General features: G+C 47.5%; 18 protein-coding genes. 7 read left to right on the top strand and 11 right to left on the bottom strand.

From position 1 onward, the window contains the following. Positions 1-33: 33 nt before the first annotated feature. Together LL912_RS08875 and LL912_RS08870 are read right to left on the bottom strand one after the other, a co-directional pair. Positions 34-708, bottom strand: a complete 675-nt coding sequence (locus tag LL912_RS08875) for an OmpA family protein (protein WP_235553226.1) — start codon at positions 706-708, stop codon at positions 34-36. A gap of 149 nt (positions 709-857) precedes the next feature. After that, positions 858-1,556, bottom strand: coding sequence for a hypothetical protein (locus LL912_RS08870; protein WP_235553225.1), 699 nt, complete (start codon positions 1,554-1,556; stop codon positions 858-860). A 298-nt stretch (positions 1,557-1,854) separates the two neighbouring features. On the opposite strand from LL912_RS08870, the gene uvrA reads away from it, so the two are divergent. Both uvrA and LL912_RS08860 read left to right on the top strand, forming a co-directional pair. Then, the gene (uvrA, locus tag LL912_RS08865; RefSeq protein ID WP_235553224.1) at positions 1,855-4,689 is read left to right on the top strand and encodes an excinuclease ABC subunit UvrA; all 2,835 of its coding nucleotides are present in this window, start codon (positions 1,855-1,857) and stop codon (positions 4,687-4,689) included. A 473-nt stretch (positions 4,690-5,162) separates the two neighbouring features. Continuing rightward, positions 5,163-5,312: a GIY-YIG nuclease family protein gene (locus LL912_RS08860; RefSeq protein ID WP_319941342.1), complete on the top strand. Its 150-nt coding sequence runs from the start codon at positions 5,163-5,165 to the stop codon at positions 5,310-5,312. Between the two features lie 372 nt (positions 5,313-5,684). On the opposite strand, the gene dnaE is transcribed toward LL912_RS08860, so the two are convergent. After that, complete coding sequence (gene dnaE / locus LL912_RS08855) at positions 5,685-9,356, bottom strand: DNA polymerase III subunit alpha (protein WP_235553222.1); 3,672 nt, start codon at positions 9,354-9,356, stop codon at positions 5,685-5,687. Between the two features lie 368 nt (positions 9,357-9,724). Here dnaE and LL912_RS08850 point away from each other — a divergent pair, with 368 nt between their 5' ends. After that, entirely contained in the window at positions 9,725-10,486 is a 762-nt protein-coding gene (locus LL912_RS08850) for a C40 family peptidase (RefSeq protein WP_235553221.1), read from the top strand. 168 nt (positions 10,487-10,654) lie between these two features. Here LL912_RS08850 and LL912_RS08845 read toward each other — a convergent pair whose 3' ends face one another. Further along, on the bottom strand, positions 10,655-12,163 hold the full coding sequence (locus tag LL912_RS08845; RefSeq protein WP_235553220.1) for an oligosaccharide flippase family protein: 1,509 nt from the start codon (positions 12,161-12,163) through the stop codon (positions 10,655-10,657). Between the two features lie 9 nt (positions 12,164-12,172). Beyond that, a complete protein-coding gene (locus LL912_RS08840) occupies positions 12,173-13,834 on the bottom strand; it encodes a M1 family metallopeptidase (protein WP_235553219.1) in 1,662 nt (553 codons plus the stop codon). Between the two features lie 44 nt (positions 13,835-13,878). Here LL912_RS08840 and LL912_RS08835 point away from each other — a divergent pair, with 44 nt between their 5' ends. Next, the gene (locus LL912_RS08835; RefSeq protein WP_235553218.1) at positions 13,879-15,624 is read left to right on the top strand and encodes an ABC transporter substrate-binding protein; all 1,746 of its coding nucleotides are present in this window, start codon (positions 13,879-13,881) and stop codon (positions 15,622-15,624) included. Positions 15,625-15,763: 139 nt separating this feature from the next. On the opposite strand, the gene LL912_RS08830 is transcribed toward LL912_RS08835, so the two are convergent. Together LL912_RS08830 and LL912_RS25920 are read right to left on the bottom strand one after the other, a co-directional pair. Beyond that, positions 15,764-16,405 (bottom strand): YdeI/OmpD-associated family protein, encoded by a 642-nt coding sequence (locus LL912_RS08830; protein WP_235553217.1) that lies wholly within the window; start codon positions 16,403-16,405, stop codon positions 15,764-15,766. A 142-nt stretch (positions 16,406-16,547) separates the two neighbouring features. Continuing rightward, a complete protein-coding gene (locus LL912_RS25920) occupies positions 16,548-16,682 on the bottom strand; it encodes a hypothetical protein (protein WP_255785632.1) in 135 nt (44 codons plus the stop codon). Between the two features lie 233 nt (positions 16,683-16,915). On the opposite strand from LL912_RS25920, the gene LL912_RS08825 reads away from it, so the two are divergent. Continuing rightward, complete coding sequence (locus LL912_RS08825) at positions 16,916-17,968, top strand: LacI family DNA-binding transcriptional regulator (RefSeq protein WP_235553216.1); 1,053 nt, start codon at positions 16,916-16,918, stop codon at positions 17,966-17,968. A 315-nt stretch (positions 17,969-18,283) separates the two neighbouring features. Here the strand turns inward: LL912_RS08825 and LL912_RS08820 are convergent, their stop codons facing one another. From LL912_RS08820 to LL912_RS08805, 4 genes are all read right to left on the bottom strand, one after another. Further along, a complete protein-coding gene (locus tag LL912_RS08820) occupies positions 18,284-18,430 on the bottom strand; it encodes a hypothetical protein (protein WP_235553215.1) in 147 nt (48 codons plus the stop codon). A 56-nt stretch (positions 18,431-18,486) separates the two neighbouring features. Beyond that, a complete protein-coding gene (gene clpX, locus LL912_RS08815; protein ID WP_235553214.1) occupies positions 18,487-19,800 on the bottom strand; it encodes an ATP-dependent Clp protease ATP-binding subunit ClpX in 1,314 nt (437 codons plus the stop codon). Positions 19,801-19,835: 35 nt separating this feature from the next. Continuing rightward, positions 19,836-20,489 carry a ClpP family protease gene (locus tag LL912_RS08810; protein ID WP_235553213.1) on the bottom strand — a complete coding sequence of 218 codons (654 nt, stop codon included), beginning with the start codon at positions 20,487-20,489 and terminating at the stop codon, positions 19,836-19,838. Positions 20,490-20,578: 89 nt separating this feature from the next. After that, entirely contained in the window at positions 20,579-21,262 is a 684-nt protein-coding gene (locus LL912_RS08805; RefSeq protein ID WP_255785631.1) for a ClpP family protease, read from the bottom strand. 295 nt (positions 21,263-21,557) lie between these two features. Here LL912_RS08805 and LL912_RS08800 point away from each other — a divergent pair, with 295 nt between their 5' ends. Next, complete coding sequence (locus LL912_RS08800; protein ID WP_235553212.1) at positions 21,558-23,021, top strand: PhoX family protein; 1,464 nt, start codon at positions 21,558-21,560, stop codon at positions 23,019-23,021. A 56-nt stretch (positions 23,022-23,077) separates the two neighbouring features. Beyond that, positions 23,078-24,850: a cytochrome-c peroxidase gene (locus LL912_RS08795; protein WP_235553211.1), complete on the top strand. Its 1,773-nt coding sequence runs from the start codon at positions 23,078-23,080 to the stop codon at positions 24,848-24,850. Positions 24,851-24,904: the final 54 nt, after the last annotated feature.

The raw sequence follows: 24,904 nt of genomic DNA, 5'->3' as shown, positions 1-24,904 counted from the left end.
ATAGGTTTAATAATCAATGTTTGTGTTAGGCAATTATCCTTTTTTGGCTTCTGTGGCTGCATCTGCTTTCATCTTTTCATTCGCAGAGATCACAAATTCCACACGACGGTTCTGTGCCCGGCCGTCGGGGGTATCATTAGAGTACTTGGGAACACTGAAGCCATATCCCTTAGTGGTCATGCGCTCCAGGGAAATGCCATGAGAGCCCAGGTAGTTGGCTACGCTGGATGCCCTTCTTTCCGATAAGGCCTGGTTGTATTTGGCAGTACCGGTATTGTCCGTATGGCCCTGGATCTCCAGGTCGGTATCGGGGTATTTATTCAGGATTGTAATCAGATCGTTCAGGGTGTTTTGAGCCGCTCCGGAAAGGGAAGACTGGTCAAAGCCAAACAGCACGGCACTGTTAAATTCTACGGTGATTCCTTCGCCTACCCGTTCTACTTTAGCACCGGGCACCTGTTGCTTGATCTCCTCTGCCTGTTTGTCCATTTTTTTACCAATAATGGCACCGGTTACACCGCCTACGGTAGCTCCGATAATAGCGCCAAGACCTGCATTACCTGCCGCTTTACCAATTACGGCTCCCATAGCAGCGCCCCCTCCGGTTCCGATAATGGCCCCTTTTTGAGTCCGGTTCATGGAGTCGCAACCTGCAAGGGTTAAACCGGTTAATGCGATTCCCAGGGATAAATTTCTCAGTTGTTTCATGTTTTTTCTTTTGATATTCAAGTTTTGCCAAATAATATGCCAAAACGAAGTTTGAAAATTTGACAGTTTGGAATAAAGACCTGTTTCCATCAAAAAGGGTTGCCTGTATTCAGACAACCCTTTGATTTTAACATTTTTATTGATCCGGATTAATTCTGGGCAGGTGCCGCCTCAACGGCTGCTGCCGGCGCATCTGTTTTAGTGCCGGTATAGGTAACGCCCTTGATCACCGGTTTTTTAGTGGTGGTCTTTTTGGGTTTTTTAGTAGTATCGTCAGTAGCCTCTGTTTCGTTGGTGGCGGCGGCCTCTTCTGTAACGGTCATTTCGGGAAAAACTGCAGCGGGTTGTTCCTCGTTGTATTTGTTGCCGATATTTACATACAGGGTGTTGGCATCTTTGTCAAAAATAAGAGTGCCTTCCTGGATGGCACGCCCGCTTACGACTTTACTTTTTGTTTTTGTAGCTGCTGCATCATCCGCTTCGGTTGTAGCCATGGCATCTTCGTCGTTCGCCAGGGTTTTTTGAGCGGGGATCTTATAGGTTGCGGGTGCGTCTTTGATCAGGGCTTTGAATTTTCCCTGGGGCAGTCCGCTTACCCAAACAATGCCTTTGTTTTCTCCATCCCTGGTGATGGTTACATGCGAAGTGGTTCCTTTTTTGTCGGTTACATCAAAATTGCCCAGTACCGGAAATATTTCGTTTTCAGTCATCGAGTCTGGCATGGGAAGTAATTCCTTGGGTTGTGGTTTATAATTTTTTGGAACTTCAGGAGTAGTGCTTGTTTGAGCAACCGTTGCCATCGCAATGGCTATTGCTAAAAAGAATGTAAGAAACGACCTTTTTTTCATAAATACGTTTTATTTAAAAATGATTCAAATTATTCTAGTTACTGAAATTATTATGCCAAACCGGGCGTTTGCCCTGAAAAATATATATTTTAATTTTTGCTTATGATCTGTACCGTTGATTCCTAGTACTTCCCGAACCAGGAATTGCAACTCCGGAAACACCGGAGCCCCTTTTCCTGGGTGAAAAAATCGCGGGACGGTTTTTCGTTTCCGATTTCGGTTTCTTTCCCGGATTGGGAAAGAAAATTTATGTAGGTTTGTGCCTTGTTTTTTACCGTCATTCCAAATTCATATACAATTGAAAGCTGAAAATGAAGTAATTGAGGTATCCGGCGCGCGGGTGCACAATTTGAAGAATATTGATATTTCGATTCCGAAAAACGAGCTGGTGGTGATCACAGGCATCAGTGGCAGTGGCAAATCATCCCTGGCTTTTGACACGATTTATTCTGAGGGGCAGCGCCGCTATATGGAAACATTCGGCGCTTATGCCCGGCAGTTTATCGGGGATATGGAACGTCCGGATGTAGACAAGATCACCGGGCTTTCTCCCGTGATTTCTATCGAACAGAAAACAACCAACAAAAACCCCCGTTCTACCGTGGGCACCATTACTGAAGTGTATGATTTTTTCCGGTTGCTGTTTGCCCGTGTCGGCGAAGCCTATTCGTATAATACCGGGAAGAAAATGGTAAAGTGGAGCGAGGAGGAAATTGTTGAAAATATTTTTGAACGGTTCCGCGGTCAAAAGATCAACCTGCTGGCACCCGTGGTGCGCGGACGTAAGGGACATTATCGCGAACTGTTTGAAGATATCCGTAAGAAGGGCTATCTGAAGGTTCGGGTAGACAGTGAGATAAAGGACCTGGCGCCAAAAATGCAGGTAGACCGTTACAAGATCCATGATATTGAAATTGTGGTGGACCGGTTGGAAGTGAACACTGCATCCAAAGCAAGGTTGAGCCAGAGTGTACAAGCTACATTAAAACTGGGAAAGGAGCTGATGTTTTTACTGGTGGATCAAACGGATCAACCGGTGCAATACAGTAAACAGCTGATGTGCGAAGATACCGGTATCAGTTATGAAGAACCTTCTCCCAATTCATTTTCGTTTAATTCACCTTATGGGGCCTGTCCATATTGTAAAGGGATCGGAACGGCCTACGCCATCGATATGGAAGCGGTATTGCCGGATCGCGCCTTAAGCATCAGTGAAGGCGGTATTGCCCCCCTGGGGGAAGAACGCAATGCAAGCGTGTTTCAACAGGTGGTGGCCTTTGCCAAAAAGCATAAGATCAATATGAATAAACCGGTGGAAGCATTGCCCGCCGGGCAACTGGAATTGTTATTGTATGGAGATGGAGGTGCCAGCCAGGAACTGGACCTCGATGGCTCCGATGACTCGATCCCGGATATTTACACCGGCAGTTATGAAGGGATTATCCCGATGCTGAAACGCTGGTTCTTTTCCACTCAAACATCGGAATGGTTGCGGGAATGGGTAGAACAGTTTATGATGCTGAAAGCTTGTCCTTCCTGCAATGGCGACCGACTGAAAAAGGAGAGCCTTTGGTTCCGGGTGGATGAAAAAAATATTGCAGAGCTTAGTAACCTGAACCTGGATAAGCTGGGCGTATGGCTGAATGGAATCGAGTCCCGGTTGTCGAAAAAACAGAATGCCATTGCCAAGGATATTTTAAAAGAGATTCGCGAACGGCTGCAGTTCCTGCTGGATGTGGGACTTACTTATTTAACTCTTTACCGCCCTTCCCGTACGCTGAGCGGCGGCGAATCGCAGCGGATCCGGCTGGCCACACAGATTGGTTCACAGCTGCAGGGGATTACCTATATCCTGGATGAGCCTTCAATCGGGTTGCACCAGCGCGATAATCACCGGCTGATCACCTCCCTGCAAAACCTGCGGGATATAGGCAACAGCGTGCTGGTAGTGGAGCATGATAAGGATATCATGCTGGCAGCCGATTACCTGATCGATATCGGTCCCAAGGCCGGATACCATGGCGGACGTGTGGTTGCCAAGGGATCGCCCAAAGAGATCCTGAAGCTGGATACGATCACCGCCGGTTATCTGAACGGGCACCTGAAAATAGAAACACCCGCGGAGCGGAGGCCTGGTAACGGGAAAATCCTGGAACTGAAAGGGGCCACCGGAAATAACTTGAAGAACGTGAGTGTGAAGTTTCCACTGGGTAAACTGATTGTGGTAACCGGGGTCAGCGGCAGCGGTAAATCAACACTGATCAATGAAACCCTGTATCCCATTTTATCGCAACACGCGTATCATTCCAAAAAGACGCCGATGGCCTATAAATCGGTAAAGGGGCTGGAGCATATTGATAAGGTAGTGGAAATCGATCAGTCGCCTATTGGCCGTACGCCGCGGAGCAATCCGGCTACCTACTGCGGATTTTTTACCGACATCCGTACCCTGTTTGCTGCAGTGCCGGAGGCGAAGATCCGGGGATACAATGCGGGGCGTTTTTCATTCAATGTAAAAACAGGCCGTTGTGATGTATGTGAAGGTGGGGGGATGCGGGTGATTGAAATGAACTTTCTCCCGGATGTATATGTGCCCTGTGAAAAATGTAATGGGAAACGATACAACCGCGAAACACTGGAGATCCGGTATAAAGGCAAGTCGATTTCTGATGTGCTGGATATGACGGTGGATGATGCCGTGGAGTTTTTCCAGGCCGTGCCTTCGATTTACCGGAAAATAAAGACCCTGCAGGATGTGGGATTAGGCTATATTACACTCGGACAAAGCGCGGTAACCCTTAGCGGGGGCGAAGCCCAACGGGTAAAACTGAGTACAGAACTGAGTAAAAAAGATACGGGCAAAACGTTTTATATTTTGGACGAGCCGACCACGGGCCTGCATTTTGAAGACATCAAGCACCTGTTGCAGGTATTGAATAAACTGGTAGACAAAGGCAATACGGTATTGGTGATAGAACATAATATGGACGTGATCAAGGTGGCGGATCATATTATTGACCTTGGGCCGGAGGGTGGCGATGGCGGCGGGCGTATCCTGTTTGAAGGAACACCGGAGGCCCTGGTGAAATGTAAGGAAAGTTATACCGGGCAGTACCTGAAGGCGGAATTATAAACGCAATGAATGTACCGTCGTCTTGACCGAAGCGGGGCGACTTTTCTGTTATCATCAAACTGGAGAATGTGAGGGAGTCTGGTTTCGTAGCGGTTTCCCGGTAAACCCAAAACGATGATGGACTGCGCCCAAAACGACGAAAAGCACACCGTCATCTCGACCGCAGCGGAGAGATCGCTGCTTGATCATCAAGCCGAAGGGAATTTTAAACTCTTTATGAGAGTATGTTTTCGTAGCGGTTTCCCGGCAAACCCGAAACGACGATAGACTGCGTCCAAAACGACGAAAAGCACACCGTCATCTCGACCGCAGCGGAGAGATCGCTGCTTGATCATCAAGCCGAAGGGAATTTTAAACTCTTTATGAGAGTATGTTTTCGAGCGGTTTCCCGGTAAACCCGAAACGACGATAGCTTTTGTATTTTTAATAAACCTATTTAAACACCAAAAGTTACCTATGAATAAGGAGGGTTTATTTACATTTTGACCAATAAGCTTAAAACAGTTTTATATGTCGGGGTAACGTCCAACCTTCGGCGAAGAATATGGGAGCATGTGCATCACGAAAATCAAAATAGTTTTACCGATCAGTACAATATTACCTGTCTTGTTTATTACGAATGATTCGGCTCGATCACTACGGCTAATGAGCGAGAGAAACAGTTAAAGCGGTGGTCAGGAATAAAGAAAACAGCGCTGGTAAACAGTAAAAACCCCGAATGGAGGTTTTTGAATGAAGAAGTATGTGATGAGGTTTATAGTCTTTTATACTGACACGTGAAGCTTGTTGCCATAGAGGTTTCTCGACAGGCTCGAAACGACGGAAAAACACGGTCGTCCCGACCGAAACGGAGAGACCTCTCCGTGATCACCGGGCACAAGGATGTTTTAAGACCCGGATAGGAGAGTGATCTTGTAGCGGTTTCTCGACAAGCTCGAAATGACAGTGGGTCAGGCTCGAAATGACAGAGGACTATGTTCGGGCCCCGGATTACTCTAATTCAATTCCACCGCTATATTCCAGTTGGCCTGTTTGGAGAGGTATTCAATCAGTTCATTGTTCATCTCAAATCCCTTTCCGCGGGTTAACAGATCTACCGTAACGTCGTCTACTGCATCTTTTATAGACAGTTTCAAGGTACTGGGGCCTTTATGTGCCTTCAGGTTTTCGTGAATGAATTCAACCGTTTCCTTTGTGATCTCCTCCACCGGTAATTCGATCTTCAAGTTTTTGGTCTGGTTCTTTATCACACTTTCCGCCAGGCAGATGGAGGTGATCTTAAAATCAAAATCGCCGTTAAAGCGCTGTTTAAAAAAGCCTGTGAGGTATACGGTTGTACCCAGTTGCAGCATGGGCGAATACTTCATATAATCTTCAGAAAACAGTACCATATCCAGCTTACCGCTGTAATCTTCAATGATAAAACTCCCGAATTTGTTGCCGGTGCGGGAAACGCGGTGTTGTGCATCCGACACCAGCCCCATAATTTTAAAGGTGGCCGCGGAGCTCACTTTTTCTTTTTCCTGGTTTTTGTAATCGTTAACGTAAGAGATCTTGGTGATGCCGTAATGCTCCATCTCAAACCGGTAATCATCCAGCGGATGGCCGCTGATAAAGATCCCGGTTACCTGCTTTTCGTGGTCGAGTTGTACCACCAGCGGCCATGGCGTGCATTCGGGGATCTTGGGTATCTGTACCTCCATCACTTCAGCGAGATCGCCAAAAAGCGTATTTGTAGTGGTTTGCGCCTGTGTCTGACAGATCTGGCCGTATTTCACAATTTTTTCAAGGCCGTTGGTGGTATCACCAACCGGCACATGAAAATACTGGGCACGGTGCAGGTCGGTAAAACAATCAAAGGCCCCGGCATAGGCCAGGCTTTCCAGTGTTTTTTTGTTCACGGTACGCTGGTTTACCCGTTTAATCATATCAAAGATGGAGGCATAGGGCCCGTTTTCATCCCGCTCCTGGATCAGGCTTTCCACCGCCGCTTCACCCACACCTTTTAAACCGCCCAATCCAAAACGAATCTCACCTTTTTTGTTTACCGCAAATCCTTTCTGCGATTCATTGATATCCGGCCCCAGTACCGGTAATCCCATCCGTTTACACTCTTCCATAAAGAAGGTGATCTTTTCCAGGGACCCGGCGTTATTCAATACCCCGGCCATATATTCGCTGGGGTAGTGGGCTTTCAGGTAAGCGGTTTGGTAAGCTACAAAGGCATAACAGGTAGCATGCGATTTGTTGAACGCATATTGCGCAAAGGCCTCCCAGTCGGTCCAGATCTTGTCCAGCTTGTCTGCTGGATGCCCTTTTTGCGTGGCGCCTTCCACAAACTGCTTTTTCATTTTGTCCAGTACCGCCTTTTGCTTTTTACCCATCGCTTTCCGAAGTACATCGGCATCCCCTTTACTGAAGCCGGCCAGTTTCTGGCTCAGCAGCATCACCTGCTCCTGGTATACGGTAATCCCGTAGGTGTCCTTCAGATCTTCTTCCATCTCCGGAAGGTCAAAGACCACTTCCTGGCGGCCGTGCTTCCGCTCGATATAGTCCGGAATATACGCCAGTGGACCCGGCCGGTACAGGGCGTTCATGGCAATAAGGTCGTCAAAACGGTCGGGCTTCAGTTCCCGCAGGTATTTCTGCATCCCCGCACTTTCAAACTGGAATGTGGCGTTGGTTTCTCCTTTCTGGTAAAGTTCATAAGTCTTTTCATCATCCAGCGGAATATCGTCTATAACGATGTCCAGGTCGTAATTCTGTTTGATCAGCTTCAACGCGTCTTTGATGATGGTAAGGGTTTTTAAGCCCAGGAAGTCCATTTTAATAACGCCGGCCTCTTCAATCACGCTTCCTTCAATCTGGGTAACCCAGAGATCGGAATCCTTGGCCGTACTTACCGGGATGAGCTCGGTAAGGTCTTTGGGGGCAATGATGATGCCCGCAGCATGGATACCGGTGTTGCGCACGGATCCCTCCAGGATCTCGGCTTCATGCAGAACCTTGGCCTGGAGATCATTCCCATTGTATACATCGCGGATCCGTTTTACGTTTTCAATATCATCGGCACCCAGTCCCTCTTTTTCGATCAGCGTTTTTTCGCCGGCTTTTGGGGAAAGCGGTGCGTGTAATACCCGTTTTAATGAAATACCCGGTTTTTCCGGAACCAGCTTTGCCAGGGCATTGGAATCAGCCAGCGGCAGGTCCATTACCCGGGCCACGTCCTTGATACTCATTTTTGCGGCCATGGTACCATAGGTAATAATCTGTGCTACCTGGTTCTTCCCGTATTTCTGCACTACGTAATCGATTACCCGCTGGCGGCCTTCATCGTCAAAGTCGGTATCGATATCCGGCATCGATTTACGGTCGGGGTTCAGGAAACGCTCAAACAGGAGGTTGTACTTAATCGGGTCGATATTGGTAATGCCGATACAATAGGCTACTACGGATCCTGCGGCCGAACCCCGTCCCGGCCCGATAAATACACCGCTGTCGCGCCCGGCCTTGATAAAATCACTTACAATCAGGAAGTACCCGGCAAATCCCATGGTTTTAATGGTGAATAATTCAAAGTCGATCCGTTCCTGGGTACTGTCGGAGATGATGCCATACCGTTGCCGCGCGCCTTCATAGGTCAGATGCCGGAGGTATTCCCACTGGTTGAGCGAATCGGCGGTTACCACTCCCTTATCTGTTTTTTCATCTTCGGTATGACGCTTAAAATCTTCGGGGATGGGGAAGTTGGGCAGCAGGATACTGCGTTTCAGGTCCAGTAATTCAATTTTATCAACAATGGCATTGGTGTTATCAATGGCTTCCGGAAGGTCGTGAAACAGTTTGCTCATTTCTTCCGTATTCTTAAAGTAGAACTGATCATTGGCAAACGCAAAACGCATATTCTTCATGTTTACGTCATCGTCTGCAAAGTCGCCGCGAAAGGCGGGCGTAGACTGCTTTTCCCCGGTATTGATACAAAGAAGGATGTCGTGCGCGTTAAAATCGTCCTGTTCTACATAATGCGAGTCGTTGCTGGCAATAATGGGCACCTTGTATTTGTACGCAAAGTGGATCAGCACTTCGTTTACCTTGTCCTGGTCGCCGATTCCGTGCCGTTGTAACTCTACATAAAAATCTTCCCCGAAGAGATCCAGCCACCATTTAAATTCCGCCTCAGCCTCTGCTTCCCCCTTGCGTAAAATCGCCTGCGGAACAGAAGCGCCCAGGCAACAGGTAGTAGCGATCAACCCTTCGTGGTATTGCAGGATCAGTTCTTTATCGATACGGGGATATTTACCATACAGGCCTTCAATAAAGCCAAGAGAAGTCAGTTTTGTAAGGTTGCGGTATCCCTGCTCATTTTTGGCCAGCAGGATCTGGTGATACCGTTTGTCTTTTTTTTCCTTGGTAAACGTCTTTTCGTGCCGGTTCTCTACCAGATAAAATTCGCAGCCCACCACCGGTTTTACCTTGGGTTTCCCGTTTTCATCCAAGTGTTTATACGCCTCTGCCACAAACTGGAACGCTCCGTACATGTTTCCATGATCGCTGATAGCCAGGGCAGGCATTCCGTCTGCAATGGCCTTTTTATACAAAGAGCCGATCGGCGCCGCGCCATCAAGCAGGGAATATTGGGTATGAACGTGTAGATGCGAGAATTTCATATTGTTGGTTCCTTTGTATTTATATGTTGAAGATCAATTTTTTATAAATCATTTAGAAACCGGCGCCGGTTTTCTTTCCCGGTTTCTTCCGGCTGCTAAAGTCCTATAAAAACGGTAAAAAACAGCGATCTTTTTATACACATCTGCAAAAGAAAACAACGGAAACAGGGCCAGGGTTCGGGAAAGACAGAAATTGTAGAAGATATTTTTATATATTGATTATCAATTAGTTATTAACAAAGTTTAAAAATATTTGAGGATGAGGCAATAAATGATCCCAATCAACGTTTATAGATATTTGAAAATTGGCATTTCGGCTTGTGTATGTTTGAATGCTGACAATTGGTAAATTATTTAAACATTTTATTTTGAGACATATATTGACGGGATTTAGCTTGATGGTGCTGATGGCTAGCTGCTCAACCGCCTCTAAATTTTTTGCCTCATCAAATAAAACCAATACAAAATCTGAGCTGCAACCCACTCAAAAGCCCAGTCCTGCTGCAAATGCTTATATGGAGCAGGTGACCATTTCTCCCAGGAATTCAAAATCTGATACGCGGATGCAACGCATTGAACAGACCATTGCCTCCAGTGAGGTGCGGGATGTAAAAGCCGTGCATGCAGCGATCCTGGTGCCGCGCACAGCCCCGGCCACCGAACTGCAGAAGAAATATGCAGCGATTTTGAATGTACTGCCCAATTCGATCAGCAATAACGATCTGTTGGAAACAATGGATGATTGGTATGGTACCCGCTATCAATATGGGGGTACTACTAAATACGGGATCGATTGCAGTGCTTTTACGCGCGAAATGTACCGGGGTGCTTTCGGGATTGAACTTCCCAGGACGGCCCGGGAACAATATGGCCGCGCCCGCAAAATTTCGAGTACAGAACTGAAGGAGGGCGACCTGGTGTTTTTTAATACCACCGGTGGCGTTTCCCATGTAGGAATGTACCTGGGGAACAATAAATTTGTTCATGCGTCTACCAGTAAAGGCGTTACTATCAGTGATCTTTACGAAACCTACTATCTTTCACGTTTTATCGGCGCAGGCCGTATTGAAGCTGCATCTGAAGAATACCTGGTTCGCAATAACAACGGATCTTCCGGGGTAAGTAATTAATGATTTTTTTATTAGCAGGAAAAGCGTTTCTGAAAAGGAGCGCTTTTTTTGTTTGATGCCACAGAAACACTGAAATCTAGAAACTAAATCAAACCTCAAATCAAAATACGGAAATACTGTTAATGTGAAACCCCAGTTTCATTCGCACCTTCTCACACTTCCACATTTTCAAATTCTTTTCCTTAGCCGTTTCCTCAGTGATTCCAGTACCGGTTTCAGATCCGGCGTGAGGTTGAGCCGGTAAACGCTGCCGGTAAAGAGCGCCACAATAAAAATACTGCGGGTAAACAAACCGGTAAAACTATGAAGATTGCGGAAGAGCAGCCAGGCCGCCAGGTATACCACTGCGCTGAGGATCACCGTGTACAGCGATTGTTTTGTAAACGGAAAGAGCCGGAACTTTTTCCATAAGAAAACGATGCGAATGATATTGTAGAGGGTAATGGAAATCAGGTTTGCAATTGGGGGGCCAATAAGCCCGTAACGTTTGGTAAAAATATAAGTGAGCGGCAGCATAAACAGCAGCAGTATGATGCCGCTGATAAAATCAAATTTCCAGTAGGTGGATGTGCCAATGATCTGGGCATTTACACCGGTGCCCATGTCTACCACCTTTGTTAATCCCAATAAAATAAAGGGAGCAAAGCCCAGCAAAAAGCTCTGTTTTAGTTTGAATGTAAGAATGGCATCCGTATAATTCAGGGCGATTAGTGTAAACAGCAGGCAGGCGAAGATCAGCTGGTTAATGGAAGAGCGCTGGTAAATGCTTTGGATCTGGCCGATCTTTTTGTCTTTCCAGGCCTTGGAGATATAAGGCATGGAAGCCGCTATGATACTGCGTTGCGGCGCCTGTATCAGACTGGTTAGGAATTGGGCCAATGTAAAAATCCCCAGATTTTTTAGACCGGTTTTGGTAACGGATGCCAACACCAGTGAATCGAACTGTTGAGAAATGGTAAATACCAGCATCCCGGAATAAATAAAAGCTACAAAACGGATGATAGGTCTGAAAAAGCGGCGGGTTACTTTACTTACCCGAAACGTAAGGTGTATTTTTTTAGTGGCGATGAGGTAAACCAACAAGGTTAAGGCAATAATGGGATAAGCAAAGGAGTAGAGTTTGATGAAACGGTCAAAATCGGGAATGATTTTTACAATAAATAAAAGGATCAATATCGTAACCAATGCCCGCCATTGCACTTCTTTTAAAAAATTAGTAAGTATCGACTTTCTTAAGCTCCAGCCATATGCTTCGAGGATTCCAAAAATGGTTAATCCCAGCGACATTGGGTACATCCAGTAATAGTAATAAACAGCCAGGGCGGAGCCGTTGCTGAATTTCCGCGCAAAAAGACTTTCAAAAGCAATCCCCAATGCAAAAACAATAGCAAAACAAACCAGGCCGGTTAACAAAGCCCAGGCAATCATATCATTTTTACGGGGCTCCAGGTGGTCGTTATAATAATGATAGAACTTGTAAATATAGGAGGGCATTCCCAATGAAGCAAAGGATACGATCAGCTGGGAGGTGGTCACAAACAATTGGGTCAGGCCATACTGCTCTTCCGTAAAAAAGCCTTCTTTAGTAAAAAGATAGGTGTTTAAGGCACCTATAGCAAACCCGATATAAATAACCGCCGATGAAATGATGCTATGCTTCCTGATTTGTGCGCTCATTGAAATGAATTAAGAAGCCTGTGCTACCCGGATATAAAAATTAGGATTTACCTGCAGCGTACCGTCCGTCAGGATGCTGGCCGGTGCTTCCTGGTACTGTTCTTTAGGGGTGAGCCATTGCCCGCCGCCCAGCTGCACCGGCATGTTGAACCCTGGTACACAATTGGTCCATTTATAACGGACCTTGCTGCCGTTAACGGTATATGTTAGTACCGGGATATCGGTGGTGCGCAGGTATTGGTCAAATATTTTTTGCAGCGGCTTACCGGTCTTACGGATAATATAGCTTTCGATTTGTTTGCCGGTTACCGTTTGATGATAGAAGTCGCGGTTGAGGCCCCGCAATAACCCGCGGAATTTTTCGTCGTCGTTAATAAGCTGGCGGATGATATGGATCATACTGGCACCCTTATCATACATGTCGCTGCTGCCCTCCTTATTTACGCCATAAGGACCAATCACGGGCACATCATTCCGGATATTCTTTCGCTGGCCGGCCAGGTATTCGTTGGCGGCTTTCAGGCCATGCCGGCATTGTACAAACAGGGTTTCGGTATAGGTAGTAAAGGCCTCATGCACCCACATGTCCGCAATATCCTTGGTGGTAATGTTATTGGCAAACCATTCATGGCCGCTTTCATGCACGATAATAAAATCCCAGTCGTCGCCCCATCCGGTACCTGACCGGTCCTTGCCCAGGTATCCGTTTAAATATTTATTGCCATATGCCACCCCGCTCTGGTGCTCCATACCAAGGTGCGGCGCGTCGATCAGTTTGTAACTGTCCTCATAAAAAGGATAGGGCCCCATCCAGTGCTCAAAACAACGGAGCATGGGTTTTACAATCTTAAAATGCTCTTTGGCTTTTTCCAGGTTATAATCCAGTACCCAGTAGCCGATATCCAGCCGCCCTTTCTCCCCCTGGAGGGTGTCGTTGAAATTTACATAATGCCCGATATAAGGCGTAATCAGGTAGGTGTTGATGGGTTGCGACACCGTCCATTTCCAGGCGGTGGTTCCATCCGGGGCAGGCGTTTTTGAAGTCAGCCGGCCGTTGCTTACGGCGGCGAGGCTATCCGGTACATGAATGGTAAGGGTAATGCCGCGGTCCGCTTCGTCGGCCTGGTGGTCTTTACAGGGGAGCCAGGTGCTGGCGCCGATTCCCTGCGTGGCCGTGCTTGCCCATGACCGTCCCTCCGCGTCCTTGGTAAAAATCCAGCCGCCGTCCCATGGCGGAGTTTTGGCTACAATGGGGTTGCCCCGGAAATAAACCCGGATGGTACGGGTTTTCCGGTTGCCGGCATCGCGCGGTATATTGAGCCAGAATACATTTCCTTCCCGCTGAAAACGAATGGGCTGCCGGGTATCCCGGTCTTCAATTTTTTCGATCTGCATCGGCTCCTGAAGGTCCAGTTGCAAAGGCGCTTTTGTGTCTTTGATAATGGCATAGGTAATATCATTGTACCCGCTTACCGCTTTGTTTTCCAGATCAACATGCAGCTGGATATTATATTGGAGCACATCCCACCAGCTTCTTCCTGTGCCATAACCGCCCCTCAGACTGTCCTGCCGGGTGAAGGTTGTTTCCTGGTTCAGGAGTTGTGCATGTATGGATACCGTGGTCAGCAGCAGCAGACTCAGCGTTTTCAGAATATTTTTCAAAAAAATCATTACCGGAATGGTTTGAATTGTAAATTTAAACGTTCATGATGAAAATGACCCGACTATATTGGAGGCTTCCTGTTTTTATGCGCCGCAGTGCAACGGTTGTTTTAACGCAACAGGGAAGAGATCATAAAGATAACTGCACGTTAAAGAACTGTTTCCACAGCACCATTGTTGCCAGGAGATGGCTGTTGCTGGTTTTTTACCTGCTCTCCATGGGTTGTGGCGATGATGCCCGTGATAAAAGAAAAGTGTTCCGCTACAACGAGTATACGGGCATCGCTTCGCTGGATCCCGCATTTGCTAAAAACCAATCTACCATGTGGCCGGCTCATCAGCTGTATAATACGCTGGTGGAAATCAATGACAGCCTGAATATCCGGCCTTCGCTGGCGAAGCGCTGGGAGATTTCGGAGGATAAACGCACGTATACCTTTTATTTAAGGAATGATGTTTTTTTTCATGACGATCCGGTGTTTCCAAACGCCCGGGGAAGAAAAATGGTAGCGGCTGATGTGGTTTTTAGCCTGAGCCGGATCATTGATCCCCGGGTGGCAAGCCCGGGCGGATGGATTTTTAACGGAAAGGTAGACTCCCTGCAAGCCTTTACTGCTCTTAATGATACGGTGTTTCAGCTGAGGCTTGTGCGGCCCTACCAGCCAATACTGGGCATTCTTTCCATGCAGTATTGTTCGGTGGTTGCCCGGGAAGCGGTGGAGCAATTCGGTGTGGATTTCAGGAGCCACCCGGTGGGCACCGGTCCCTTCCAGTTTGTAGCCTGGGAAGAAGGGCAGGGGCTGGTGTTTAAAAAGAATCCCCGTTATTTTGAAACAGACAGTGCTGGGAACCGGCTACCGTATATCGATGGAGTTAAAATCAGTTTTAAAGACAGCCGGGCCACAGAATTCCTGCTGCTGCGCCAGGGCCATCTTGATTTTATAAACGAGTTAGACCCCAGTTTTAAAGATGAGGTGCTGACCAAAAAAGGAACGCTTAAAAAAGAATGGGAAGGAAAGCTCGTATTGAAAACACAGCCCTATCTGAATATTGAATACCTGGGTATTTTGGTCGATTCCCTAAATCCCCTGGTAGCACAATCTCCCCTCCGGATGAAAAAGGTACGGCAGGCCATCAATTATGGATTTGACCGACGGAAAATGATCCTCTATCTGCGCAATTCGCTGGGAACGCCGGCAGAATCTGGTTTTGTGCCCAAGGGTTTGCCTTCTTTTAATGATTCCCTGGTGCGGGGGTATTATTATGATCCGGTAAAGGCGATGGGATTGTTAAAGGAAGCCGGCTATCCAAATGGCCGGGGGCTGCCCCTGATCCGGTTGCTTACGATTTCCATTTATGCAGACTTTGCCAACTTCATTGCCAAACAACTGGAGGCGATTGGTATGAAGGTGCAGGTGGAGGTAGTACAGAAATCCCTGTTGTTTGAAATGACGGCGAGTTCGAGAGTGGCTTTTTTCAGGGGCGGGTGGATCGCCGATTATCCGGATGCGGAAAATTACCTGTCCGTCTTTTATTCAAAAAACCCGGCACCACCGAATTATACACGGTATAAAAATCCTGCATTTGATGCAGTGTTTGAAGCGGCAATTAAGGAAACCAATGACTCCCTGCGCTACCGGCTGTACCAGAAGGCCGATCAGATCGCAATCAACGATGCACCGGTGGTGCCGCTCTGGTATGATAAGGTGATACAATTGCTGCAGCCCAATATCAAAGGATATCAGCCCAATGCATTGAATTTACTGGAGCTGCGAAGGATACGGATTGAGGACCGGTAATTTTGGGTTTCAGCTGTCAGCGATTAGTTATCAGTGTCAGCCATCAACCATCGGTTGGCAATGTCAGGTTTTGCCTTTTGATATTTGCCTTTTGATATTTGGTTCTTAGGCTTGCTGTTTGAATAAGGTCTTTTAGTATTTAAGATTTAGGTCTGTGCTTTTGATTTTTCCGTTCATACTTCCAGTTACGGTTCTTGCCTTCAGCGAGCCATTCGAGTGCAGTGGCAATGCGTTTGTTCCGGGTTGTATCGGTTTTGGCCTCAGTGATCCACTGGATGTATTCCTTGCGATGGGAAGGCGGAAAGTTTTCAAAAACGGCTTTGGCCGTTTTATTATTGGACAACGCCTTTTTGAGCGCGTCTGGCACCAGCAGTTCGGCCGCCTTTTGGGGTGGTGCTTTCTTTAAAGAAGCACCCGCATCGATCAATACCATCGCTTCCTTCAACGCCTGCAATAGTACCCTGTCCGGCGGCAGGTCTTTTACCGAAGTCAGTCTGCCAAGCTGTCCCATTGCCTTGGCAGCACCTTCGGTAATAAGGTAGGGCCTTAATGCCCCGATACGGCTGCTTAACCAGAAGTTGAGTACGGCATGTTGTTTAAAGGAAGCCATACTGCACAGTATTTTGCCATGGTAGTCGAAATGGGGGAAGGACCATTTCATGGTTTCCTCAACATCCGGACAAGCCCGGTGTACCAGTTTCCGGATATGCCCCAGGACGGGTTTGGCAAAGGATTGTGCGTTGGAGATGTAAATGTCGTGCCTGGGATCCCGGGTTGCCATGGTAAGGATTTTATGAAAGCCTAATCTAAATACTAAATGCTCAGTCCTGATGCTAAAAACGAATTTCAAAACATGAACGATAACTGATCGCTGACAGCTGAGGCCGGCCGCTGAAAACCAGGTGCTCAATGCCGGCTCCCGCTTACTGTTGCTGCTGCATAAAGAACTGTTTGGGAATAACGGCCGGGGTTTGCACTTTTTGCTGATGCATTTCTACTTCGTTGTTGTCTTCAATGGTATGCCCGTCTTCGTATCCTACGCTTACATATACGTTCATTCTCTGATGGCAGAAGAAAGACGGGCAAATTTAAAGCAGCTTCAGGATGGATAGGCTATAAAAAACGGCCAGGCACTGCATCCTGGAACAGTCATCTAGTTCCGGAAGAAACCTGCCGTTTCTGCCGGTTTGCACATTACGGATAAGGGTGGAAAAAAAGAGTGTGTAACGGGCCTTTTTGGCGAGGCACATGCTGTAAATTAACGTTATATTTGATCGTAAAACCAAATCAAATGAAGTCAGGGGCGCGCATAGGTGTTAAAGATATTGCAAGGATGACCAATGTGTCCATTGCTACGGTAGACCGGGTATTGCACAACCGGCCGGGGGTGGCATTGGCTACCGAAAAAAAGATCAAAGCGATCATAAAGAAATATGATTACCGGCCTAATATCCTGGCCCGTACACTGGCCTCACGGAAGGTTGTAAAGCTGGCAATACTGATCCCGGCAGTTTCCAAAGAAACCACTTACTGGCAGGCACCATTGGATGGTATCAGCCAGGCGGAAGCAGAGGTGCGGCAGTTCGGAATTACGATTGAAAAATATTTTTTCGACCTGAATGATAAACAAAGTTTTGTTCACCAGGCAAAAAGGATCCTGAAGAGCAAGGCCGATGGTGTGTTGATGGCACCCCATTTTGAAGGTGATGCGGAAGTGTTTTCGGGTCAGCTTACTGAACGGAAGATCCCTTTTGTGTACATTAATTCAGATGTTCCGGGTCAAAATAGCCTGAGCTATATCGGTCCGAATTTGTATCGAAGTGGATTTTTGGGAGGCCAGTTGGCTGATTTCATCTCTAAAGAAGGCAGTACCTTCCTGATTGTACATATTTCAAAGACACCGGACAGTTACTATCATTTGCTGGAAAAGGAAAAGGGTTTCCGTGCGTATTTTAAGGACCGCAAAAAAGGACGGATCTTAAAATCCGATATCCAGCGAACAGACTACGGTTCGATAAAAAAAGAGCTGACGGCGGTGCTGAAGGCGCAGCGGGTTGACCTGATCTTTGTAACGAATTCAAGGGTGTTCTATGTGGCACGGTTCCTGGAAGAAGCGGGCATTAAAAACATCCGGCTGATCGGTTTTGATCTGATCGATAAAAATATCAACTGCCTTGAAAGCGGGCGGATTGATTTTATCATCTCACAAAAGCCAAGGGAACAGGCATACAGGGGCGTGATGGCGCTTTACAATAAGCTGATCAAGGGGGAGGCCGTAGCACAGCAGGTATTTATGCCTATTGATATTCTTACAAAGGAAAATTACCGTTTTTACGAGGGATGATGCCTGGCATCGCGGAATCCTTAAAGGGGAATGAAGATACATCCGGATGCTGAACAGCATTATCGGCAAAACGCGGTGTTTTCCTGGATTACCGGCTTAAGAATGTATGGTGCCCGGCAGCTGTAGCAGCTGCTGCAAAAAGAAACTGTCTCAAAAGTCCGAAACCGTCATTTCGACTGAAGCGGAGCGAAACGGAGAAATCTCATTGCCTGGAAATTATGTGTTGGAGATTTCCCTGCTTCGCTACATGGTGCTCGAAATGACGGACTTTTGAGACAGCCTCTTAATATGTCATATATCGTACCGGCTGAACGATCAGCCCTGTTCAAAGAGGTTGGCTACAGCGCCTTCCAGCATCGGAAATTTTTCAATAATATAGTTCTTTACAGCTTCGATGGCTTTTTGTGCCTGCTCATCATTCAACAGCGCGTCTGCTTTTAATTTGTCGATTAATTCCTGCATATAAAGCGTTTAATGTTTTAAATAAAGAGGGATTGATTGGTCCGGCGTTAAACCTGCTATGCGGCTTTTACAAGTCCCATTTTGCTTTTTTCAAATTTACGCCGCGCATAATCCCTGGTTAAGGTAAACCGTGTTTCTGACGCCGAGGGCAACTCATACATGGCATCGGTTAAAATACTTTCACAGATACTGCGCAGTCCGCGGGCACCCAGCTTATATTCAACCGCTTTGTCTACCATAAAATCAAGTACCGCAGGTTCAATCTCCAGTTCAATGCCTTCCAGTTCAAATAATTTTTTGTATTGTTTCATCAAGGCGTTCCTGGGTTCAGTGAGTATCGCCCGCAGTGTGATGGCATCCAGCGGATCCAGGTGGGTAACCACAGGCAACCGGCCCAGTAATTCCGGGATCAGTCCGAAGGTTTTCAGATCCTGAGCATTTACAAAGCGCAGCAGGTTCTTCTTCATATCTTCCTGCTCTTCTTTATCTACATTAAAACCGATCGTATTGGTTTGTACCCTGCGTGCGATGATCTTGTCCACGCCGTCAAAGGCTCCGCCGCATATAAAAAGAATATTCTGGGTATTGACCTTGATCAGTTTTTGATCCGGGTGTTTACGACCGCCCTGGGGAGGTACCAATACATCGGTTCCTTCCAGCAGTTTCAGCAACCCCTGTTGCACCCCTTCACCGCTTACATCGCGGGTAATGCTGGGGTTGTCGCTTTTACGGGCCACTTTATCCAGCTCATCAATGTAAACAATACCGCGCTCAGCTGCTTCCACGTCATAGTTGCAAACCTGCAATAAGCGGGTTAAGATGCTTTCCACATCTTCGCCTACGTATCCGGCCTCTGTAAACACTGTGGCATCTACAATAGCAAAGGGTACATTCAGCATTTTTGCAATGCTCCGGGCCAGGAGGGTTTTGCCGGTTCCGGTTTCGCCCACCATAATAATATTGCTTTTCTCGATTTCCACATCATTGTGATTGTCGAGCTCACGGTTCTTCTGTTTTAACCGTTTATAGTGATTGTAAACGGCTACTGCCAGTACTTTTTTGGCATCGTTCTGACCGATCACATAGTCGTCCAGGAAGGCTTTGATCTCCATCGGTTTCCGGATCGACTGATTAAAGCCACTGACGCTCCGGGTATCTTCCCTGAAATGAAGCTCCTGGTTAATAATTTCCTGTGCATGTTCCACACAGTTTTCGCAAATATGTCCATCCTGCCCGGCGATCAGTATTTCTACCTCGTCCCGGTTTCTTCCGCAAAATGAACATTTCAACACGTTATCCGGCATAGTCCAGTGATTAAAGAATGAATGTGCAAAGTTAAAAAAATCGCTGCGAATACAGCGATTTTCCATTTTTTATGATTTAATTAATACTTTTCTGGATGCGTTTATAACTGGGTTACAACCTTGTCTGCAATGCCGTAAGCAATTGCTTCCTGGGCGTCCATCCAGTAATCACGGTCAAAATCCCGGAGAATCTCATCCACCGTTTTATCGCAGTTTTCCGCCAGAATCTGGGCGCCGATCATTTTAACCCGTTGAGTTTGTTTGGCTTGTATCTCCAGATCGGAACTTACGCCACGGATAAAACCACCCAGCGAAGGCTGGTGAATCATTACTTCCCCATGCGGATAAATATAGCGTTTCCCTTTTTCGCCGCCACTGAGTAAAATGCTTCCCATGGAGGCCGCCAAACCCATGCAAATGGTACTCACAGGGCTTTTGATCATCTTCATGGTATCATAAATGACCATGCCGCTGGTAACCACGCCACCGGGGCTGTTGATATAGAATTTGATTTCTTCCCCCGGCTTGTCAGCTTCCAGCAACAGGAGTTTGGTGGTTACTTCACGCGCACTTTTATCATCCACAACGCCCCAAAGGTACACGGCTCTTTTCTCAAAGAACAGTTGTTCCAGGCGTTTGTTCAACATCATCAGGTCATCCCGTTTGTCATTCGCCTCTTTTGGTTCTTCTTCTTCTCCGTCACCATCAAAACGAAGCGGGTTTAGCCATTTATCTTTATTTAAATTGGATATCATATTGTTTCTTTTTAGTGGGTAAGTTAATTGGTTGGAACCTTGAGGGCGGTACACCAACGACCCGTTAAAGTTTCAACCCGTAAACTGTTTTACTTTTTCTTCTTATTTACCAGCAATACTTCATCTACAAAACCATATTCCTTAGCCTCCGCAGCGGTCATCCATTTATCCCGCTCAAAATCTTTTTCGATCTGCTCGATCGGTTTGTCGGTATGGTGATTTACGATCTCGTACAGTTCTCTTTTTAATTTGCGGATCTCGTTCACGGTGATCTCAATATCGCTGGCTTGTCCGCCAATGCCACCGCTGGGCTGATGCATCATGATGCGTGCATGCTTCAGAGCGGCGCGTTTACCATGGGTGCCGGCACCCAGCAGCACGCAGGACATCGACGCGGCCATGCCGATACAGATGGTCGCCACATCCGGGGTTACATACTGCATGGTATCATATACACCCAGTCCCGCATAAACGCTTCCGCCGGGGCTGTTAATGTACATATTGATATCCCGCACGCGGTCGGTACTGTCAAGGAACAGTAACTGCGCCGTTACGATATTGGCTACTTCATCATTGATAGGGTAGCCGAGGAAAATGATGCGGTCCATCATCAGCCGGCTGTATACATCCATCACCGCCACATTCATGGGACGTTCTTCAATGATATTGGGCGTTAATGCGGTTACCAGGTGGTTACCGTAGCTGTGCAGGGTATTGCTTGAAATGCCCCGGTGCTTTACCGCATATTTTTCAAATTCCGAGTTATACGTCATAATAATCTTAAGTTACAGGTTAAAATTGAATCGCTGCCGGCTTCAGCCCGGTTCTTTTGCCTGGGCAGGAAGCAAACAGCTTTTAAAAGTAATCAAATATTTCTCCATTTACAAAATAGTGGTTTTAAATGCCAAGTTGGCTGGTTTGACAGGCGAAAACGTCAGTCGGACATTTTTTACTGCTGATAATCATCAGGCGGAGCCGGCTTGCCGGGGCCGTATCTTTTTCTTAACCTCGGCTTAAAATTTCGTTAACATCCGGGGAATAGTTTTGATCCACAAAATCAGCCAAACAATGATCCTAGAAACAAAAATGAAACCTGCGTCGGTTTTAAGCCTCGCTCTGTTTGCAGCAATGGGGTGTGCTATTGTTGCCTGCAACCGCAACCAGGATGTAAAGACCGATTCAAAAATAACGTTGAAGAGTTACTCCCAAATACCCGCCCTGATCAAAAAACTGGATGGGTTTGAAAATCTTGAAGTCTATCCGCTGATCAGCAGTGAAGACAAACTTCCCGAATCGCCCGATTATGTGTTTGGCGGAACGGCAGACGGATCAGGAACCATCAAAAACCCCAATGGCGATGGTTTTATTATGATGGTCAATAATGAAGATAACTATGCCCTTTCAAAAATCACGCTCGACCGGAATTTTAAACCGGTAAAAGGGGAGTACGCACTGAATTCCGACGCCGGCCAGTGGCGGCTGTGCTCCGGCACAATGGCAACCAGGGAAGAGCATGGGTTTGGGCCCTATTATCTTTGTGTGGGGGAAAGTTCGGCGGAAGCCCAAACACATAAGATCGACCCGCTGGCCACGGGCGTTCAATCTTCCACGGCTACGGCAGGACTGGGGCACTGGAGCGGCGAAAACGCTGTACCGCTGAACCGGAATGCTTATCCTGGTAAAACCGTTGTCATTATGGGGGAGGATGATGATACAGAAACCGGCGGGCAGGTAGTGCTTTACCAGTCGAATACGGTTGGAGACCTTGATAACGGAAGCCAGTATATGCTGCGCCGGACAGACGGGGAACAGAACGAAATGACCATGAAGCCCGGGTCTGTGTATGACGTTGAATTTGTAAAGATCGAAAATCATAAAACACTTACCGGCGCACAGATCCAGGCCCTGGTAAACCCGCTCAGGGCGATCAAGTTCGGCAGGGTGGAAGACCTGGATTACCGCAAGGGCGATGCCGCAAAGGCAAGGGAGCTTTATTTTAATGTAACCGGTCAGGATTATAAAGATGCCAATGCCGATCACTCCAGGACAAAATACGGCCGTGTGTACCGGCTGGTACTGGATGCCGGAAATCCGCTTAAAGGAAAACTGGAGTGTATCCTGGATGGTGATGATAAGTCGGGTCCGGCCAAGACATTTCAGAACCCGGATAACATCTGTGTTACCAGCAACTACGTGTACATACAGGAAGACGCCAATACCTATGGCGATGAAACCCACGACGCCTATATTTACCAGTATGATATTGCAACGAAGGCACTGAAAAAAGTGTTTGAACTGGATCACCGGAGAGGAGATGCAAACTTTATGGCAACCGCCACCAAGGGGAACTGGGAGTATGGTGCCCTGGTGGATCTTTCCGATATTATCGGCATACCCAATACGTTTTCACTTTGTATACAACCGCATACCTGGAAAAAAAGCCCGGCCTTTCAAAACCCTGATAAAGGAACCAAGCGCCCTAATGAGAACCAGGGCAGCCAGGTTGTTTTGATAAAAGGACTACCCCGGTAAGAATGGCTGGCAGCAACCTGAACAATATATGGCTAAAAATACCCTTGTGGTCCGCGATGATCACTGGGGTATTTTCCTGCGGGCACACTTCGGTTCAAAAACCTGAGCTGCGCGTTAAAAATTATTACCTGGAAATGATCAGCGCCGCCGATTCAACTGCCGGAGTATTTCAGCGGTCCGTATCAAGGGAAACGGCAAACCCCGCAACGCTGCAGCAACTGTTTAAAGCCTTGCGGCTGGCATACAAAAAAACGGAGCTTTTTGCGGCCTATTATACACCACTAACGGCCAAATCAATCAATGGGGCACCCCTGCCGTCTGTTGACGAAAACGACCAGCATACAATTGAAGCGCCGGAAGGCCTGCAGGTGATAGAACCCCTGGTGTTTCCCGTGGTGGATACCGCAAACCGGCAGGAGCTGCTGACAAAAACAGCGCAGCTGCGGTCCAATTTTAAGCGGCTGAAGCTGATGGCCGAACAGCAGGAGCTGGCCGGCCCCCAGGTTTTTGATGCCCTGAGGCTGGAGGTGTTCCGGACCATGACGCTGTGCCTGAGCGGTTTTGATGCACCCATGGCACAGACCGGGGTGTTGGAAACAGCGGCCGCTTACCAGGCTATTGAGCAGGTGCTGGCGCTTTATGAACAAAAGGAAAAGGCCCGCGATTCGGTATTGGGTACTGCCCGCAGGCTGTTTAAAAACGCGATCGCCTACCTGCAACAACACAGCGACTTCAACACGTTTAATCGCATGGAATTTATACGCAACTACGGTAACCGGGCGTCTGCGCTATTGCTGGACTGCGCTGCCGCGCTGAACATAACATTGCCCGGAGACCTGCGGCCGCTAAAGGTAAAAGCCCGCACCCTTTTTGATACGGGTGCCTTTAACCCGGATTATTATACGGCCCGTGAACAGGATTTTGGTTCTTCGGACAAGCGGATCCTGGGAAAGAAACTGTTTTATGATGTGTTACTTTCTGACAACGGGCAACGTTCCTGTGCCTCCTGTCACCGGCCGGACAAGGCATTTGCCGATGGCGTAAAAAAACAAATGACCCTGGACGGTACTTCACAGATCCGGAGGAACACTCCCACGCTTTTATATGCAGGCTTACAGCCGGCGCTTTTTTATGATAACCGCGTCAATTACCTGGAAGACCAGGCCCGGGAAGTGATCGGGAATAAAGATGAGATGCACGGCTCGCTGGAGCGGGCGGTTTTGCAGCTGAAGCAGGACAGCGCTTACCGGGTATTATTCCGGAAAGCATTCCACAATGAAAAAGAAGTGGTAAGTACCCGCACCCTGTTAAATGCACTCGGCAGCTACGTGCGTACGCTCAATGCATTTAATGCCCCGTTCGACCAATACATGCGGGGCAACCTGCAGCAGCTGAATGATGAGCAGGTCAAGGGGTTTAATCTCTATATGGGAAAGGCCCGCTGCGGCAGCTGTCATTTTATGCCGCTGTTTAATGGTACCCTGCCACCTGAGTTTACGGCTATTGAAACCGAAGTGCTGGGCGTGCCGGAACGTACAAATGGGAAAACGGTAGATCCGGACCCGGGGAAATATGACCTGAGAAAGATCAGCTTATACCGGTATGCTTTTAAAACACCCACACTGCGCAATATTGCCCTTACGGCTCCATACATGCACAATGGAGTTTACAAAAGCCTTGAAGAGGTTATGGCGTTCTATAACCGTGGCGGGGGAGCAGGAGTGGGTATCCACCTGCCCAATCAAACGCTTTCAGCGGATGCGTTGCATTTGTCGGACCAGGAAATCAGGCAGGTGATTGCATTCCTGAACGCGCTTACCGACCATTAACAAGTGCTGGCTATAGCCTGCTAATTGTTACAAATACAATATCTTTAGACAACC

This window comes from Niabella agricola (assembly GCF_021538615.1).
Lineage (GTDB): Bacteria > Bacteroidota > Bacteroidia > Chitinophagales > Chitinophagaceae > Niabella > Niabella agricola.
Note: the sequence above shows the minus strand (reverse complement) of the source record. Positions and strands in the feature narration are given on the sequence as shown.

Bases quoted from the DNA above. Each gene is read 5' to 3' on its own strand.
- LL912_RS08875 (WP_235553226.1), bottom strand. From the start codon at position 708: ATGAAACAACTGAGAAATTTATCCCTGGGAATCGCATTAACCGGTTTA.
- LL912_RS08870 (WP_235553225.1), bottom strand. From the start codon at position 1,556: ATGAAAAAAAGGTCGTTTCTTACATTCTTTTTAGCAATAGCCATTGCG.
- dnaE (WP_235553222.1), bottom strand. From the start codon at position 9,356: ATGAAATTCTCGCATCTACACGTTCATACCCAATATTCCCTGCTTGAT.
- LL912_RS08845 (WP_235553220.1), bottom strand. From the start codon at position 12,163: ATGAGCGCACAAATCAGGAAGCATAGCATCATTTCATCGGCGGTTATT.
- LL912_RS08840 (WP_235553219.1), bottom strand. From the start codon at position 13,834: ATGATTTTTTTGAAAAATATTCTGAAAACGCTGAGTCTGCTGCTGCTG.
- LL912_RS08835 (WP_235553218.1), top strand. From the start codon at position 13,879: ATGACCCGACTATATTGGAGGCTTCCTGTTTTTATGCGCCGCAGTGCA.
- LL912_RS08830 (WP_235553217.1), bottom strand. From the start codon at position 16,405: ATGGCAACCCGGGATCCCAGGCACGACATTTACATCTCCAACGCACAA.
- LL912_RS25920 (WP_255785632.1), bottom strand. From the start codon at position 16,682: ATGAACGTATATGTAAGCGTAGGATACGAAGACGGGCATACCATTGAA.
- LL912_RS08825 (WP_235553216.1), top strand. From the start codon at position 16,916: ATGAAGTCAGGGGCGCGCATAGGTGTTAAAGATATTGCAAGGATGACC.
- LL912_RS08820 (WP_235553215.1), bottom strand. From the start codon at position 18,430: ATGCAGGAATTAATCGACAAATTAAAAGCAGACGCGCTGTTGAATGAT.
- clpX (WP_235553214.1), bottom strand. From the start codon at position 19,800: ATGGAAAATCGCTGTATTCGCAGCGATTTTTTTAACTTTGCACATTCA.
- LL912_RS08810 (WP_235553213.1), bottom strand. From the start codon at position 20,489: ATGATATCCAATTTAAATAAAGATAAATGGCTAAACCCGCTTCGTTTT.
- LL912_RS08805 (WP_255785631.1), bottom strand. From the start codon at position 21,262: ATGACGTATAACTCGGAATTTGAAAAATATGCGGTAAAGCACCGGGGC.
- LL912_RS08800 (WP_235553212.1), top strand. From the start codon at position 21,558: ATGATCCTAGAAACAAAAATGAAACCTGCGTCGGTTTTAAGCCTCGCT.
- LL912_RS08795 (WP_235553211.1), top strand. From the start codon at position 23,078: ATGATCACTGGGGTATTTTCCTGCGGGCACACTTCGGTTCAAAAACCT.